Below are 15,708 nucleotides of genomic sequence, written 5' to 3'. Positions count from 1 at the left end.
ATGCGGTGGGTCTGTTGAACAACTGTTGACTGACACTCCGCTATCGGGGGCAAGCCACCTCCCACAAGAGGACCGTGTTCTGATCGAGATCTGTCTTTTCCTCCAGAAGCGCCGCACACCCACCGGTGTGCAGGTGCTCACCGCGTGAGATTGCGTTATGGATGGTATTTTCCTGCAGCAACTGGTCAACGGCCTGACCCTCGGGTCGGTCTATGGCCTGATCGCCATCGGCTACACAATGGTCTATGGCATCATTGGCATGATCAACTTCGCCCACGGCGAGGTTTATATGATTTCCGCTTACCTCGCGGCGATCAGTCTGGCACTGCTGGCTTACTTCGGCATCGAATCCTTCCCGCTGCTCATTCTCGGCACTCTGATCTTCACCGTGGTCGTCACCGGCGTGTACGGTTGGGTCATCGAGCGTGTCGCCTATAAACCACTGCGTAACTCTACCCGTCTGGCTCCGCTGATCAGCGCCATCGGGATCTCCCTGATCCTGCAGAACTACGCGCAGATCGCCCAGGGTGCGAAACAACAAGGCATTCCAACCCTGCTGGCTGGCGCCTGGCGCGTCGACATCGGCACCGGCTTCGTGCAACTCACGTACACCAAGGTATTCATCCTCGTGGCGGCCTTCGCCGGTATGGCGTTGCTCACCTACATCATCAAGTACACCAAGCTCGGTCGCATGTGCCGCGCAACCCAGCAAGACCGCAAGATGGCTTCGATCCTGGGCATCAACACCGACCGCGTGATCTCCTACGTGTTTGTCATCGGTGCCGCCATGGCCGCATTGGCCGGCGTGCTGATCACCCTCAATTACGGCACTTTCGACTTCTATGCCGGCTTCATCATCGGCATCAAGGCATTTACCGCAGCGGTACTCGGCGGCATCGGCTCCCTGCCTGGGGCGATGTTGGGCGGGATCATCCTGGGTATTTCCGAGTCGCTGTTCTCGGGGTTGATCAACTCTGACTACAAAGACGTATTCAGTTTCTCCCTGCTGGTGGTGATTCTGATTTTCCGTCCCCAGGGCCTGCTGGGTCGCCCGCTCGTGGCTAAGGTGTAAACATGTCTGCTGCCAAACCTATCGATATCAAGAAAAGTGTCGTCGATACGATCCTTGCCGGGCTGATTTCGCTGATCGTGTTCGGTCCGATCGTCGGCGTGGTCCTCGACGGCTACAGCTTCAACCTGGAACCCGCGCGCGTGGCCATCCTGGTCGCCATCGTGATGGTCGGGCGCTTTGCCCTCAGCCTGTTCCTGCAAACCCCCAAGGGCGTGAAGATTCTGCAGGGCTTCGAGAGCAGTGGTTCCGGCGTGCATGTGCTGCCACCGGACTACAAGTCGCGGCTGCGCTGGATCATCCCGGCATTGATCGTGATCGCCATCGTGTTCCCGATCTTCGCCAACAAGTACCTGCTGACTGTGGTGATCCTCGGCCTGATCTACGTGTTGCTCGGCCTGGGCCTGAACATCGTGGTCGGCCTGGCCGGCTTGCTCGACCTGGGTTACGTGGCGTTCTACGCCATCGGCGCCTACGGCCTGGCGCTGGGTTATCAGTATCTCGGCCTGGGTTTCTGGAGCGTGCTGCCCTTGGCGGCCATCGCGGCGGCGCTGGCGGGGTGCATACTCGGCTTCCCGGTATTGCGAATGCACGGTGACTACCTGGCCATCGTGACCTTGGGTTTCGGTGAGATCATCCGTCTGGTGCTCAATAACTGGCTGTCGTTCACCGGTGGCCCTAACGGCATGCCGGTGCCTTCACCGACGTTCCTCGGCCTGGAGTTCGGGCGCAAGGCGAAGGAGGGCGGGATTCCGTTCCACGAATTCTTCGGCCTCGATTACAACCCCAACATCAAGTTCATGTTCATCTACATCGTGCTGTTCCTGGTGGTGCTGGCTGTGCTGTACATCAAGCACCGCCTGACGCGCATGCCGGTCGGCCGCGCCTGGGAAGCCCTGCGCGAAGATGAAATCGCCTGCCGCTCCATGGGTCTGAACCACGTGCTGGTCAAACTCTCGGCGTTCACCATCGGCGCTTCCACGGCGGGGTTGGCCGGGGTGTTTTTTGCCAGCTACCAGGGCTTCGTCAACCCGTCGTCGTTCACGTTCTTCGAGTCGGCGCTGATCCTGGCCATCGTGGTCCTGGGCGGCATGGGCTCGACGGTCGGCGTGGTGATCGCGGCGTTCGTGCTGACCGTGGCGCCGGAGTTGCTGCGCAGCTTCTCGGAGTACCGCGTACTGCTGTTTGGCGTGTTGATGGTGGTGATGATGATCTGGCGACCACGCGGCTTGATCCGGATCAGCCGTACCGGTGTGACCCCACGTAAAGGAGTGGCGCCATGAGCAAGGAAGTCGTCCTGTCCGTGGAACATTTGATGATGCACTTTGGTGGCATCAAGGCCTTGAGCGATGTGAGCCTCAAGGTCGAACGCAACTCGATCTTCGCCCTGATCGGCCCTAACGGCGCCGGCAAAACCACGGTGTTCAACTGCCTCACCGGGTTTTACAAAGCCAGCGGCGGCAAGATCGAACTCAACGTGCGCGGCAAGCAGACCAACGTGATCCAACTGCTGGGCGAGCGCTTCAAGGCCGTCGACTTTGTGTCGCCGAAAAGCTTCCTCAGCCGCGTGTACTACAAGATGTTCGGCGGTACCCATCTGGTCAATCGTGCAGGTTTAGCGCGGACGTTCCAGAACATTCGCCTGTTCAAGGAAATGTCGGTGCTGGAAAACCTGCTGGTGGCCCAGCACATGTGGGTCAACCGCAACATGCTCGCAGGCATCCTCAACACCAAGGGCTACCGCAAGGCCGAAAGTGACGCGCTGGATTGCGCGTTCTACTGGCTCGAAGTCGTCGACCTGGTGGACTGCGCCAACCGCCTGGCCGGTGAGCTTTCCTACGGCCAGCAGCGCCGCCTGGAAATCGCCCGCGCCATGTGCACCCGGCCGCAGATCATCTGCCTGGACGAACCCGCCGCGGGCCTCAACCCCCAGGAAACCGAAGCCCTCAGCGCGATGATTCGCCTGCTGCGCGACGAACACGACCTCACGGTGGTGCTGATCGAACACGACATGGGCATGGTAATGAGTATTTCCGACCACATCGTGGTGCTGGACCACGGCAACGTAATCGCCGAGGGCGGGCCGGAAGCGATCCGCAACGACCCGAAAGTGATTGCCGCTTACCTGGGCGCCGACGAAGAGGAGCTGGTATGAGCGGGCCTATCCTCGAAATGAAAGACCTGGACGTGTTCTACGGCCCGATCCAGGCCCTGAAAAAAGTCTCGCTGCACATCAATGAAGGCGAAACCGTCAGCCTGATCGGCTCCAACGGCGCGGGTAAGTCCACGCTGCTGATGTCGATCTTCGGCCAGCCTCGGGCTGAGTCGGGGCAGATTCTGTACAACGGCGTCGACATTACCCACAAGTCGTCCCACTACATCGCCTCCAATGGTATTGCGCAGTCGCCGGAAGGGCGGCGGGTATTCCCTGACATGACCGTCGAGGAAAACCTGCTGATGGGCACCATCCCGATTGGCGACAAGTACGCCCAGGAAGACATGCAGCGCATGTTCGAGCTGTTTCCAAGGCTCAAGGAGCGGCGTACCCAGCGGGCCATGACCATGTCCGGCGGCGAGCAGCAAATGCTCGCCATCGCCCGTGCACTCATGAGCCGGCCCAAGCTGTTGCTGTTGGACGAGCCAAGCCTGGGCTTGGCGCCGATTGTGGTGAAGCAGATCTTCGCCACCCTGCGCGAACTGGCGGCCACCGGGATGACCATCTTCCTGGTGGAGCAGAACGCCAACCACGCACTGCGCTTGTCGGACCGGGCGTATGTGATGGTCAACGGCGAGATTCGCCTTACAGGCACGGGTAAGGAGCTGCTGGTGAACGAGGAAGTGCGCAACGCCTACCTCGGCGGGCACTGATCTAAATCACAACGCAGTACCTCTGTGGGAGGGGGCAAGCCCCTCCCACATTTGTTTTGTGGGTGTTCACAAGGCCGATCCCAAATTGTGGAAAACAAATCCAGCCCTCCTCCAAAGCGCGACATATAGCCGCCGCAAATCCCTGTTTTGTCACACTTTTGACTTGTCCCCATCCACTGTGGAACCGGCTGTGGGTAACGTGGGAGTAGCTGGCTGAACGCCTTTAAAACCGTGGCCTGCAGCGCGTCGGTTGTTTTTTGATCAGGCGCTTTTTGGCGACCGGCCAAGGGGTTTGTCAACCTGTTTAAAGACACAGGTATATGACCGAAATATGACCCTTCAGCCTGTGGATAAGTCTGTGATTAAACTCTGGAAAGACCTCCGCAGAGGCCGGAATGACTGGCCTGGAGCCATCGTCTGAATTTTCCCTGTGTCGATAGGCCTACATACGCCCTCGTCAAGGTCAAGCAAAAAACTTTCTAAAACCGCCTGAAAGCCTTGTACACAGCGGCTTGCGGTGTTTTGCACTTGCCCCCAAAGACTGTGGGCGCAGTTGTGGATAACCTGCGCGTATATGGCTGCAGGCCACGGTTCATATAGCGTTGCTTGAAGTGATCAAAAAACGATCAGTTGTAGATTGGGCGGTGCGCTTAGCGGTTGCCGCGAAGGCGGTGTAAGGGCATTCTGCTGGCTGTTTTTTTTTCCGATGCCCGCAAGGAGAACACCATGTCCGACACGCTGTTTATTACTGGCGCAACCTCAGGTTTTGGCGAAGCCTGCGCCCGTCGTTTTGCTGACGCCGGTTGGAAACTGGTGCTCACTGGCCGTCGTGCCGAACGTTTGAATGCCTTGGTTGAAGAGCTTTCCAAGCAGACTGAAGTGCACGGCCTGGTCGTGGACGTGCGTGACCGCAAAGGTATGGAAGACGCCATCGCCAGCCTGCCGCCGTCGTTCGCCACACTGCGTGGCCTGATCAACAACGCCGGCCTGGCCGTGGGCACTGATCCTGCGCCCAAGTGCAGCCTCGACGATTGGGAAACCATGGTCGACACCAACATCAAAGGGCTGCTGACCACGACCAATCTGCTGCTGCCGCGCTTGATCGCTCACGGGCGTGGCGCCGGGATCATCAACCTGGGGTCTATCGCCGGTAACTACCCTTACCCTGGCAGCCACGTATATGGCGGCTCCAAGGCGTTCGTGAAGCAGTTCTCGCTGAACCTGCGTTGCGACCTGCAAGGCACCGGCGTGCGCGTGACCAATATCGAGCCAGGCCTGTGTGAGAGCGAGTTCTCGCTGGTACGTTTCGGTGGTGACCAGGCGCGTTACGACGCCACCTACGCCGGCGCTGAGCCGATCCAGCCGCAGGACATTGCCGACACGATCTTCTGGGTGATTAACACCCCGGCGCACGTCAACATCAACCGCTTGGAGCTGATGCCGGTGAGCCAGACCTGGGCTGGTTTTGCGATTGAGCGGGGCGGTAAGTAAGTAGGACTTTAAGTCGAGGCGAGGCTATCGGGGGCAAGTCGAATCGTCGCACCGCCGATGAGCATGGGCATCTACACAACTTCCGGAGGATGCTCAATCTATGGCAAATGGGCTGTTGTGGTGAGCGGGCTTGTCCCGCGCTGGGCTGCGCAGCAGCCCCAAAACCTTCACCTCGATTGGTTCTGGCACTCTGCGGTGACCTTATTGGGGCTGCTTCGCAGCCCAGCGCGGGTGCAAGCCCGCTCACCACAGGATTCTGTGTCAGCCTTTAAGAGTTGTGTAGATACTCATGCCCCGATGAGGCTCTGAAGGTCAGCGCAGATGCTGAATCAGGCCCTGATAGCAGGTCGCCAAGTGATAAGGCGTCGTCGACGGCATGTCCCGTCGGCTCACGGCACCGTTGGCATCCAGGCATTCATGCCAACCTCTGTCATGCAGGAAATGCTCTTGCAGCGCCAGCAACTGGCGCTGTAACACCTCCTCACTGCCCGGCCGCAAGGTCAGCGCCCGCAGGTATTCCGCCTGGGCCCAGATGCGCTGGGTGGCGTCACGCACACTGCCGTCCAGGCTAAGCATGCCGCTCACCGCGCCGCTTAAGTTGTCCACACCCTTCTGCTCGGCGTAGGCAAATGCCCGAGTCAGTGAGGCATGCAACGGCGTGCCGCGTAAGACGGGGGACGATTCCAGCAAGAAGAACCACTCGAACTGATGCCCTGGCTCGAACCAGTTATCCACAGCGCCCAGCGGTTTTTCCATCATCACGCCATGCTGGCGGTCGATGAAGCGCTGTTGCATAGCCGTCGCCAAGGCCAGCAACGCCGCTTGTACCTCGGCGTCTTCGCGCACCGCAAGGGTGGCGAGAAAGCCTTCGGCCAGGTGCATCAACGGGTTTTGCAGCGGGCCGGACTTGAGGGACGACCAATTACGCTCAAGCACCGCCTCGTAAAGGCCATCGCCGGTGGCGAAACGCTCAGCGACCACTTCAAGGGCCGCGTTGAGTACCGATTCGACCAACGGTTCGTGCACTTTGGCCCAGTAGTGGGCGCAGGCGAAGATGATGAAGGCGTGGGTGTAGAGGTCTTTGCGCTTATCCAGCGGCTGCCCGGCCGGGTCGATGCTGTAGAACCAGCCACCGTGCTCGGCGTCGTGGAAGTGCCGTTGCAGGGAACGGAACAGCGCAGCGGCACGCTCCTCGGCGAAGGCCGCGTCGGGTTCGCCGATCAGGCTGGCGAACAGGTACAACTGCCGGGCACAGGCCATGGCGCGGTAGCGTTGCGGCGGCAAAGGCCAATGATCGGCATCCAGCGCCTCATAGGGCAGCGCCAACTCGGCATTCCAGCCCGGGCCCTGCCAGAGCGGCACGATCAGGGTGTGGAAATGGGTGAGTACGGAATTCAACGTAGGCTGGGAAGCGATGGGCATTGGCTGGCGTCGTCACGGCAGGGGTGTAGGCGCGCATGGTAGCAGGCTTGGGAACGGTGTTGTCTGTGCCACCGCTATCGGGGGCAAGCCCCCTCCCACATTTGTCCGCGATGAATCCCTAAAGCGCGCCGCAGATCAGCCCGCCAGCAACCAAACCCCAGTCGCTGCCGAAGCCGCCCCGGCTACCCGCACCAACGGCGCCGCCGCAGCCGGCAGAAAACGCACCACGGCATACCCGGCCGCGTGCAATGCAGCGGTCGCGCCGACGAACCCAGCGGCATACGCCCAAGGGTTGGACATCTCCGGCAGTTCCAGACCATGGGCGACCCCGTGGAACAGTGCAAACAACGCCGTAGCGCCCACCGCCATGAACAGCGGCGGACGCACCGCCAGCGCCACTGCCAGGCCCAGTGCGAGCACCGACGCGGCAATCCCGCTTTCCAGCGCCGGCAATGCCAGGCCTTCAAAACCCAACACGCCGCCAATCAGCATGGTGCCGACAAAGGTGCACGGCAGGGCCCAACGGGCGGCGCCTTTCTGCTGCGCTGCCCACAGGCCGACGGCAAGCATGGCCAGCAAGTGATCGATGCCGCCCAATGGGTGGCTGATACCGGCCACCAGGCCATTGTCGCCATGACCCGGATGCGCGAAGGCCAACGCCGGGGCGAGCAGCAGGGCGGCAGCGGCGAAGAGTTTGTTGAGGCTCATAGACAGGTTCCTTATGGGTTGATCAGGCGGCGGTGGTCAGCAGGCCCTGGCGTTCGATAAAGGCGACAATCTCGTCCAGGCCGACGCCGGTTTTCTGGTTGCTGAACACAAAGGGTTTACCGTTGCGCATGCGCTGGGTGTCGCTGTTCATCAGCTCCAGCGACGCGCCGACCAGCGGCGCGAGGTCGATCTTGTTGATCACCAGCAGGTCGGATTTGCAGATGCCTGGGCCGCCTTTGCGCGGCAGTTTGTCGCCAGCCGACACATCGATCACATAGATCGTCAGGTCCGACAGTTCCGGGCTGAACGTGGCCGAGAGGTTGTCCCCACCGGACTCCACCAGGATCAGGTCCAGGCCGGGAAAGCGACGGTTGAGTTGGTCGACCGCTTCCAGGTTGATCGAGGCGTCTTCACGGATGGCCGTGTGCGGGCAGCCGCCGGTTTCTACGCCGATGATGCGCTCGGGCGCCAGGGCCTGGTTGCGCACCAGGAAGTCAGCGTCTTCGCGGGTATAGATGTCGTTGGTAACCACCGCCAGGTTGTAGCGGTCGCGCAGCGCGAGGCACAGGGCCAGGGTCAGGGCGGTTTTGCCGGAGCCGACCGGGCCGCCGATGCCGACGCGCAGGGGTTGTGTGTTCATGTGCTTCTCCAAATAAAGCGCTCCTAGGAACGGAACAGGCGGCTGTACTGGCGCTCATGGGCCATGCACGCCAGGGACAGGCCGAACGCGGCGCTGCCGAAATGATGGGGGTCGATGCGGGCGGCATCCTGCTGGGCCTGTTGCAGCAGCGGCAGCAGCTCACTGGTCAGGCGTTGGGCGGCTTGTTGGCCCAGGGGCAGGGTTTTCATCAGCACGGCCAGTTGATTTTCCAGCCAGCTCCACAGCCAGGCGGCGAGGGCGTCGTCGGGGCTGATGGCCCAGGCGCGTGCGGCCAGGGCCCAGCCCAGGGCCAGGTGGGGTTCGCTGCGTTGCTCAAGAAAGGTGCGGGCTGCGCTGTCCAGCTCCGGCAGACCGTTGAGCAATTGGTGCAAGGAGTAGCCCATCTGGCGGCTTTCTTGATACAGCTCGCGGGTCTCGCGGCTGGCCTGGTGCGCTTCGCACAGTTGCGAGAGTGTCGGCCAATCCTGCTCGGCTGCAGCGCGGCAATGGGCGAGCAGCAGCGGCGCTTCGAAACGCGCCAGGTTCAGCAGCAACTGGTCGCTGATCCAGCGGCGAGCGCTGGCGGCGTCCTTCACGCGGCCATTCTCCACGGCCATCTCCAGGCCTTGGGAATAGCTGTAGCCGCCAATCGGCAATTGCGGACTGGCCAGACGCAGCAGCGCCCAGGCTGGGTTCATAAACGCACGCCGAACTGGTGCAGCTTGGGCGGATAGTTGAAATCTTCATCGCCATGGCGTGAATGATGGTGACCACCGCCATAGGCACCGTGCTCCGGCTGGAATGGCGCTTCGATCGTCTGCGTGGTGGCGCCCAGCTGTTCAAGCATGGCCTTGAGGACATAGTCATCAAGCAGGCGCAGCCAGCCATCACCAACCTGCAACGCCACGTGGCGGTTACCGAGGTGATAGGCGGCGCGGGTCAGTTCAAACGCGTTGGCGCAGGTGACGTGCAGCAGTTGTTCAGGCCGCGCGCAGACACGTACGACACGTCCGTCTTCCGCCTGTAGGCATTCGCCATCGTGCAACGGTGGCTGGCCACGCTCCAGAAACAAGCCGACGTCTTCACCGTCGGCACTGAAACAGCGCAAGCGGCTCTTGCTGCGTGCTTCGAAGTTCAGCAGCAACTCAGCGGCCCAGAGGGCTTGGGGGGCTATTCGGCGGTGGATCACCAGCATCAGGAAGCTTCCAGCTATGAGCGATGAAACAGCTAGAGCAAGGGGCTTGCCAACCCGGAGGGTGAGTAGGAATTGCTTGTAGGACGGCCCTTTGATGCCACTAAACAGGGCGTTTAAAGAGGCGAGAACTGACCCAAAATGGTGCGCGCTATTGCTGGTCGCACCTGTTGTGAGCGTTTCGGATTTGTCCTACGTGATATGGGGATTCGGCGTTCATCGCGTTACGTAAGGAATCATTAGGCTTTGCGCCCTGTTTAATTCCCCGCGACGTTCATCATGTTCAAATCATTATGTTGTTTAGTCATTGTCAGCCTGTCTTTTGTTGTGTCATCCGCTTCGGCCAACTTTCAGCCTCGTCCTGCCTTCGCGTCGTCACTTAAAAGCGAAGCAATCGAGAACGTGATCGACCGCGCGCATGAGTTGCTGGGCACGCCCTACAAATGGGGCGGCACTTCCGCGAAGCAAGGGTTCGATTGCAGCAGTTTCCTGGTTTACCTGTTCAAGACTGAAGCCAATATCCAGATCCCGCGCACGACCGCGGCGATGCACCGATCGACGGCCGCTACCATCCAGCGCAGTGCGCTCAAGCCCGGCGATGCGGTGTTCTTCAAGGGTAATGGGCGCGGCCAGGTCAGCCATGTGGGTCTCTATATAGGCCAGGGCAAATTCATTCATTCGCCGCGCACCGGCAAGACCGTGCGTATCGATTCGCTGAGCAACAGCTACTGGAACAAGAACTACACCACCGCCAAGCGTTTCCATTCGGCGGGTTGATCGGCTTACTCGGTGCTGCCCAGGCCCTGCCAGTGCTTGAGGCCGATAAAGATAAAGCGCAGTTGCTGGGTGATTTTCGCCTGTGGCGTGAGATGGGCCGGCAAGGCATGCGCCGGTGGGTCGATGATGTCGGGGAGGGTGGCGAACACGCTTTTGACGATCAGGTCGGCCATCACGTGCAGGCCCTCGCTGTCCAGGTGCTGCAACTTGGGCATCAGGGTCAGGTCGGCCGCCAGGTCATGGGTGATGTCTTCGCGCAAAGCGCTGATGGCTTGGCGCACGGCGAGGCAGCCGCCATATTGCTCGCGGGCCAGGAACAGGAATTGCGAACGGTTGGCCGAGACCACATCGAGAAAGATCCGCACCGAGGCGTCGATGATGCCGCCCATCACGAACTCGTTGTGGCGCACCAGGCGAATGGTCGCGCGAAAGGTCTGGCCGACTTCACTCACCAGGACGAGCCCAAGCTGGTCCATATCGGCAAAATGGCGATAGAAACCGGTGGGCACAATGCCGGCCGTCTTGGCCACTTCCCGCAGACTCAGGCTGCCAAACCCACGGCCACACTCCATCAGATGGCGGGCAGCGTCCATCAGGGCAAGGCGGGTCTGTTGCTTCTGTTCGGCGCGGGGCAGCATGGGCGGGGGCTTTGTCGGCAAGTACAGCGACGCACTCTAGCAAAACAGCTCTGTTGGCGTCGAACTTGGCGGGGCAGGCGAGCGTGACAGGTTCTACAAAAGGTCAAAAGCCCGATCAGGTGATCGGGCTTTTTTCTGGGCTACCATAGGGTTAGCTCTGTGCTTGATTTTGTTCTTTCAGGCGATCCGAACCATCTTCGGCAACACCTTCAGCGTAGGCGCGCTTGCTGATTTGATCGGCACCATCTTCAACCAGACCATTCTCATGCAGGCGATCGCTGCCGTTTTCGGTCAGGCCTTCGGCGTGAGCGCGTTTGCTGATCTGATCCGAACCGTTTTCTGCAACAGCGCCTTTGGCGTAGTCACGGGCATCTTCTTCTTGCGAACCGCTACGGGCCAGGGTCTGGCTGAAGTGCACGGCGTCGGCTTTGACTTGAGGGGTGACTTGTTCAGCGGCTGGCAGGGCAAAAGCGCTGGAAGCCAGGATGGACAACAGGACGGTAGCGAGTACTTGGCGTTTCATGATGGTTGCTCCTTGGGAGGGCGATAAAGTGGGTACAGGACTAATGCTACTCTCGATATGTCGATATAAAAGTTCATAAACACAATGGTAATAATCAACAGAATTGATTGTTCCTTGCGGAGGCTCTAGACCGGACCTCTCAAGCACGCGGTTTTGCACCGTGGTGGGTATTTTCGACACGAACCTGGGTAACAATGGTGCGCCGTCGATGATCGGATTTGTCTGGTTGATCAGGAAAATGGCTTTTTGAGACTAAATCGGCCACTGGGTTAAACCCCCGGACGGTTTACCAGTCGTACCCTTATTGAGCTGTAGTTCAGCTAGTCGTGTTGAGGAGTCCTGTGCAATGACGCGCACTCGTAAAATCGTCGCCTGGAGCTGCGCCAGCTTCGTTCTGTTAATCGCCGTAGCGGTCCTGGTCCTGGTGTTTTTTGACTGGAACCGCATCAAGCCGCCCCTCAATGCCAAAGTTTCCGAAGAACTGCATCGCCCGTTTGCCATCAATGGCAACCTCGCCGTGGTGTGGCAGCGCGAGCCCGATGAAGGCGGTTGGCGTGCCTGGGTGCCATGGCCCCACGTGATCGCCGAAGACCTGACCTTGGGCAACCCCGATTGGTCGAAAAAACCGCAGATGGTCACGCTGAAAAAAGTCGAGCTGCGTATTTCGCCCCTGGCGCTGCTGGTGCAGCACGTGGTGATTCCGCGTATCGACCTCACCGAACCGAGCGCCGCGTTGCAGCGCCTGGCCGATGGCCGGGCCAATTGGACCTTCACGTTCGACCCTAAGGACCCGAATGCCGAACCCTCCAACTGGGTGGTGGACATCGGCGCCATCGGTTTCGATAAAGGCCACGTGACCCTCGACGACCAGACCCTCAAGACCCAGCTCGACGTGATCATCGACCCCCTGGGCAAACCGATCCCGTTTGGTGAAATCGTCGGTGATGCCGATGCCAGGAAGGCCCTGGAAAAAGGCTCCGCGCCTCAGGACTATGCGTTCGCCCTCAAGGTCAAAGGCCAGTACCACGGCCAGAAGCTGGATGGCACCGGCAAAATCGGCGGCCTGCTGGCCCTGCAGGACGCGGCCAAGCCGTTCCCGCTGCAGGCCCAGGTCAAGATCGCCGACACCAGCATCGCCCTGGCCGGGACCTTGACCGACCCGCTCAACCTCGGCGCCCTCGACCTGCGCCTGAAACTGTCCGGCAGCAGCCTGGGCAACCTGTACCCGCTGACCGGCGTCACCCTGCCGGACTCGCCGGCCTACGCCACCGACGGCCACTTGATCGCCAAGCTGCACGAGGCCAGCGGCGCGTCCTTTCGTTACGAAAACTTCAACGGCAAGATCGGCAACAGCGATATCCACGGCAACCTCGGCTACGTCGCCAGCCAGCCACGGCCCAAGCTCAGCGGCGCGCTGGTGTCCAACCAGTTGCTGATGACTGACTTGGCCCCCTTGATTGGCGCCGACTCCAACGCCAAGCAAAAGGCCCGTGGCGGCGAAAGCAAGCAGCCGGCGACCAAAGTGCTGCCAGTGGAAGAGTTCCGCACCGAACGCTGGCGCGACATGGACGCCGACGTGGAATTCACCGGCAAACGCATTGTGCACAGTGCCGAGTTGCCCTTCACTGACCTCTACACCCACGTTGTGCTCAATGACGGCGAGCTAAGCCTGGAACCCCTGCGTTTTGGCGTTGCCGGCGGCAAGCTCGATGCGCAGATCCGCCTGAATGGGCGCATCACACCAATGGAAGGTCGCGCCAGGCTGACCGCACGTAACTTCAAGCTCAAGCAACTGTTCCCGACCTTCGAGCCGATGAAAACCAGCTTCGGTGAACTCAACGGCGATGCCGATATTGCTGGGCGCGGCAACTCCGTGGCGGCGCTGTTGGGCAGTTCCAACGGTGACCTGAAGATGCTGATCAACGACGGCGCCATCAGCCGTGGCCTGATGGAAATTGCCGGGCTCAACGTCGGCAACTATGTGGTGGGCCGTTTGTTCGGCGACAAGGAAGTGAAGATCAACTGCGCGGCGGCGGACTTCGGCATCAAGACCGGCCTGGCAACCACGCGGCTGTTTGTGTTCGATACCGAGAACGCCATCATCTACGTCGACGGCACCGCGAACATGGCCACCGAACAGTTGGACCTGACCGTCACGCCGGAATCCAAAGGCTTCCGCCTCTTCTCCCTGCGCTCGCCGCTTTACGTGAACGGGCCGTTCATCAAGCCCAATGCCGGCGTGAAGGCTATTCCACTGGCCTTGCGCGGCGCCGGCATGGTGGCACTGGGCGTGATCGCCGGTCCTGCCGCCGGGTTGCTTGCGCTGGTCGCCCCAAGTGGCGGCGAGCCCAACGAATGTGCACCGCTGTTGCAGCAGATGAAAGAAGGCAAGGCGCCAAAGACGGTGAAAGGCTGATCGTCGAAATTGTCGGAAAAGGCGACCGTTGGGTCGCCTTTTTTATGGCCGTGCCGTAAGCATGATCCTGGTTTTGTGTAGCCCATTTCTGAAGTGCTGAAACCGCCTCTGATTCCCCTTACGCCTCCTGGCTTGCCTTCCTATAGTCGGCCGCGACTGTTAATAGGAGATGTAATCCATGCAGGGACCCTACGCATTTATCAATGAGCGACCCCAGCCTTATCCATTGCTCAAACTCAGTCTTTCTCTAGGCTTTCATACACAAGCGAAGTTCGACATCGTCAACCAACATATCCGCAATGTCGTGGTATTGCCTGGGCAGTTGGTGATCATTCCAGATGCGCGTACGGCATCTTGTACCGCTGAAGAAGCACAGCTGATGCGCTCCGCGCAGAACATAAAACAGGCGTTGATGGCGCACTCTGCAAGCGATCAGTTTCTGATCAAAAACTACGATCAGCTACAGGCAATCATGTCCCATGCCTCACTCGCCATCGGGAGCGCCAGCAGCACCTGGAGCAAGCACTTGGCGCAAATCGAAAAGACCCTCAGGGAAATTGATGATTTGCATAAACAGTACTTGAGGCACGGGACCATGGAGGCGAGGAATGAGTTTCTGGTCAAGCGCAGGGCGCTGTTCGCGACGCTGGATCTTCAGCTCTCTGGTATGGCGCGTTTGGGGACGGGGTTGAAAAATGACGGCTCTATTAAAAAGATAACAGAGGCGTGTTCCAGCGGGCGCGAGCAGGAATGTACGCGGGCGAAGTTTGTCGAGGGAGGAAAACTTGCGTTCGGGTGGGGTAATCGGAGGTGCAACCGCAGGGCCGCTGGGAAATGAGTATGGAGAGCAGGTTGGTACGAGTCTTTATGAGGCTTTCAGGGGGAGCAAATGACACTTGAGTCCATGGGTATGATATCGGCCATTATTATGATGCTGTCTTTCCCCATATGCATTTATGCCATCTATACAAAACTCGAAAAAGCCGAAGAGCACTTAAAGTTCAGCTCATTCATCGTGACATTTAAATACAGATTCGGATTCGGGCTGTTTGGTGGGAGGCTTAAGCGTCTTTTCGTTATCGCCATTGTTATCCTCATGCCAAAGGTTTTTCAATGGCGCCACTTGGTGCTCGTTGAGGATGTAAGGCGAATCCCGAAGAGCCTGCAACTCTGGATGGTCATCCCCTTTTTGCTGACTATCTCTTCCATCGTTGGAATGGCCGTATCTTGGTTTCTGACAGGGTGACGTCATCGCAGAAGCAGTGGGGGGAACTGAGCAATCAGTTCCCCCCTTTTTCTACGCCGCTATTTACAGACTTTCAAGAATATCCGCCATATCGTCCGCATGCTCTTCTTCCTGGGCGAGGATCTCCTCAAACAGGCGGCGCGTGGTCGGGTCTTTGTCGCCGATGTATTGGATGATCTCGCGGTAGCTGTCCACCGCGATGCGCTCGGCCACCAGGTCTTCGTAGACCATTTCCTTCAAGGTATTGCCGGCCACGTATTGCGCATGGGAGTTCTTCGACAGCAGGTCGGGGTTGAACTCCGGCTCGCCGCCCAGTTGCACGATGCGTTCGGCGAGTTTGTCGGCGTGCTCGGCTTCCTGGGTGGCGTGCTCCAGGAATTCGTCTGCGGCGACGGCGGCTTTTACGCCGCTGGCCATGAAGTAGTGGCGCTTGTAGCGCAGCACGCAGACCAATTCGGTGGCCAGCGACTCGTTGAGCAGGCGGATGATTTCTTCGCGATCGGCGTCGTAGCCTTCGGTCACGGCGCCGTTTTCGACGTTCTGGCGGGCGCGGCTGCGCAGGGTCGCAACGTCGGTCAAATGTGCTTCAGTCATCTCAATCTCCTGGTGCTAATCCGGTTTTGCGCCACGCTCTGCTGGCGTGATCGCTCCAAGTTGTGAGTCCCAGGCAACGCAAAAAGTTTTATCGGATTCATCCCCGGCGTCATCAGCCCGACTT

The 15,708-nt window shown here is 59.7% G+C and carries 17 protein-coding genes; 9 read left to right on the top strand and 8 right to left on the bottom strand.

Annotation, left to right across the window (positions count from 1 at the left end; genetic code table 11):
- The first annotated feature begins 157 nt into the window (after positions 1-157).
- The 5 genes from AOA60_RS06200 (at position 158) to AOA60_RS06175 (ending at position 5,428) form a co-directional block, all read left to right on the top strand.
- The gene (locus AOA60_RS06200; RefSeq protein WP_003188099.1) at positions 158-1,072 is read left to right on the top strand and encodes a branched-chain amino acid ABC transporter permease; all 915 of its coding nucleotides are present in this window, start codon (positions 158-160) and stop codon (positions 1,070-1,072) included.
- A 2-nt stretch (positions 1,073-1,074) separates the two neighbouring features.
- Positions 1,075-2,352, top strand: a complete 1,278-nt coding sequence (gene livM / locus AOA60_RS06195; RefSeq protein WP_099583652.1) for a high-affinity branched-chain amino acid ABC transporter permease LivM — start codon at positions 1,075-1,077, stop codon at positions 2,350-2,352.
- Positions 2,349-3,224 (top strand): ABC transporter ATP-binding protein, encoded by an 876-nt coding sequence (locus tag AOA60_RS06190; protein ID WP_099583651.1) that lies wholly within the window; start codon positions 2,349-2,351, stop codon positions 3,222-3,224. The genes livM and AOA60_RS06190 overlap by 4 nt, the downstream gene beginning before the upstream one ends.
- The gene (locus tag AOA60_RS06185) at positions 3,221-3,937 is read left to right on the top strand and encodes an ABC transporter ATP-binding protein (protein ID WP_078740437.1); all 717 of its coding nucleotides are present in this window, start codon (positions 3,221-3,223) and stop codon (positions 3,935-3,937) included. Before AOA60_RS06190 ends, AOA60_RS06185 begins: the two co-directional genes overlap by 4 nt.
- Before the next feature lie 726 nt (positions 3,938-4,663).
- Positions 4,664-5,428, top strand: a complete 765-nt coding sequence (locus AOA60_RS06175) for an SDR family oxidoreductase (protein WP_099583650.1) — start codon at positions 4,664-4,666, stop codon at positions 5,426-5,428.
- 312 nt (positions 5,429-5,740) lie between these two features.
- Here AOA60_RS06175 and AOA60_RS06170 read toward each other — a convergent pair whose 3' ends face one another.
- From AOA60_RS06170 to ureE, 5 genes are all read right to left on the bottom strand, one after another.
- The gene (locus AOA60_RS06170) at positions 5,741-6,850 is read right to left on the bottom strand and encodes an AGE family epimerase/isomerase (protein ID WP_099583649.1); all 1,110 of its coding nucleotides are present in this window, start codon (positions 6,848-6,850) and stop codon (positions 5,741-5,743) included.
- A 135-nt stretch (positions 6,851-6,985) separates the two neighbouring features.
- Entirely contained in the window at positions 6,986-7,558 is a 573-nt protein-coding gene (locus tag AOA60_RS06165; RefSeq protein ID WP_099583648.1) for a HupE/UreJ family protein, read from the bottom strand.
- A 22-nt stretch (positions 7,559-7,580) separates the two neighbouring features.
- Positions 7,581-8,198: an urease accessory protein UreG gene (gene ureG, locus AOA60_RS06160; RefSeq protein WP_099583647.1), complete on the bottom strand. Its 618-nt coding sequence runs from the start codon at positions 8,196-8,198 to the stop codon at positions 7,581-7,583.
- 23 nt (positions 8,199-8,221) lie between these two features.
- On the bottom strand, positions 8,222-8,896 hold the full coding sequence (locus tag AOA60_RS06155) for an urease accessory protein UreF (RefSeq protein WP_099583646.1): 675 nt from the start codon (positions 8,894-8,896) through the stop codon (positions 8,222-8,224).
- A complete protein-coding gene (ureE, locus tag AOA60_RS06150) occupies positions 8,893-9,393 on the bottom strand; it encodes an urease accessory protein UreE (RefSeq protein WP_099583645.1) in 501 nt (166 codons plus the stop codon). Before ureE ends, AOA60_RS06155 begins: the two co-directional genes overlap by 4 nt.
- A 276-nt stretch (positions 9,394-9,669) precedes the next feature.
- On the opposite strand from ureE, the gene AOA60_RS06145 reads away from it, so the two are divergent.
- A complete protein-coding gene (locus tag AOA60_RS06145) occupies positions 9,670-10,167 on the top strand; it encodes a C40 family peptidase (RefSeq protein WP_099583644.1) in 498 nt (165 codons plus the stop codon).
- 5 nt (positions 10,168-10,172) lie between these two features.
- Here the strand turns inward: AOA60_RS06145 and AOA60_RS06140 are convergent, their stop codons facing one another.
- Both AOA60_RS06140 and AOA60_RS06135 read right to left on the bottom strand, forming a co-directional pair.
- Positions 10,173-10,805 (bottom strand): TetR family transcriptional regulator, encoded by a 633-nt coding sequence (locus AOA60_RS06140; RefSeq protein WP_099583643.1) that lies wholly within the window; start codon positions 10,803-10,805, stop codon positions 10,173-10,175.
- A 151-nt stretch (positions 10,806-10,956) separates the two neighbouring features.
- Positions 10,957-11,328 carry a hypothetical protein gene (locus AOA60_RS06135; RefSeq protein ID WP_099583642.1) on the bottom strand — a complete coding sequence of 124 codons (372 nt, stop codon included), beginning with the start codon at positions 11,326-11,328 and terminating at the stop codon, positions 10,957-10,959.
- A gap of 346 nt (positions 11,329-11,674) precedes the next feature.
- Here AOA60_RS06135 and AOA60_RS06130 point away from each other — a divergent pair, with 346 nt between their 5' ends.
- From AOA60_RS06130 to AOA60_RS06120, 3 genes are all read left to right on the top strand, one after another.
- Positions 11,675-13,744 (top strand): AsmA family protein, encoded by a 2,070-nt coding sequence (locus AOA60_RS06130; protein ID WP_099583641.1) that lies wholly within the window; start codon positions 11,675-11,677, stop codon positions 13,742-13,744.
- Positions 13,745-13,922: 178 nt separating this feature from the next.
- Positions 13,923-14,582 (top strand): hypothetical protein, encoded by a 660-nt coding sequence (locus AOA60_RS06125; RefSeq protein WP_256592804.1) that lies wholly within the window; start codon positions 13,923-13,925, stop codon positions 14,580-14,582.
- Positions 14,583-14,633: 51 nt separating this feature from the next.
- Positions 14,634-14,990 (top strand): hypothetical protein, encoded by a 357-nt coding sequence (locus AOA60_RS06120; RefSeq protein WP_099583640.1) that lies wholly within the window; start codon positions 14,634-14,636, stop codon positions 14,988-14,990.
- A gap of 63 nt (positions 14,991-15,053) precedes the next feature.
- On the opposite strand, the gene AOA60_RS06115 is transcribed toward AOA60_RS06120, so the two are convergent.
- On the bottom strand, positions 15,054-15,584 hold the full coding sequence (locus AOA60_RS06115; protein ID WP_099583639.1) for a bacterioferritin: 531 nt from the start codon (positions 15,582-15,584) through the stop codon (positions 15,054-15,056).
- Between the last annotated feature and the right edge of the window lie 124 nt (positions 15,585-15,708).

The organism is Pseudomonas sp. 2822-17 (assembly GCF_002742485.1).
Classification (GTDB): Bacteria; Pseudomonadota; Gammaproteobacteria; order Pseudomonadales; family Pseudomonadaceae; genus Aquipseudomonas; species Aquipseudomonas cyclaminis.
Note: the sequence above shows the minus strand (reverse complement) of the source record. Positions and strands in the feature narration are given on the sequence as shown.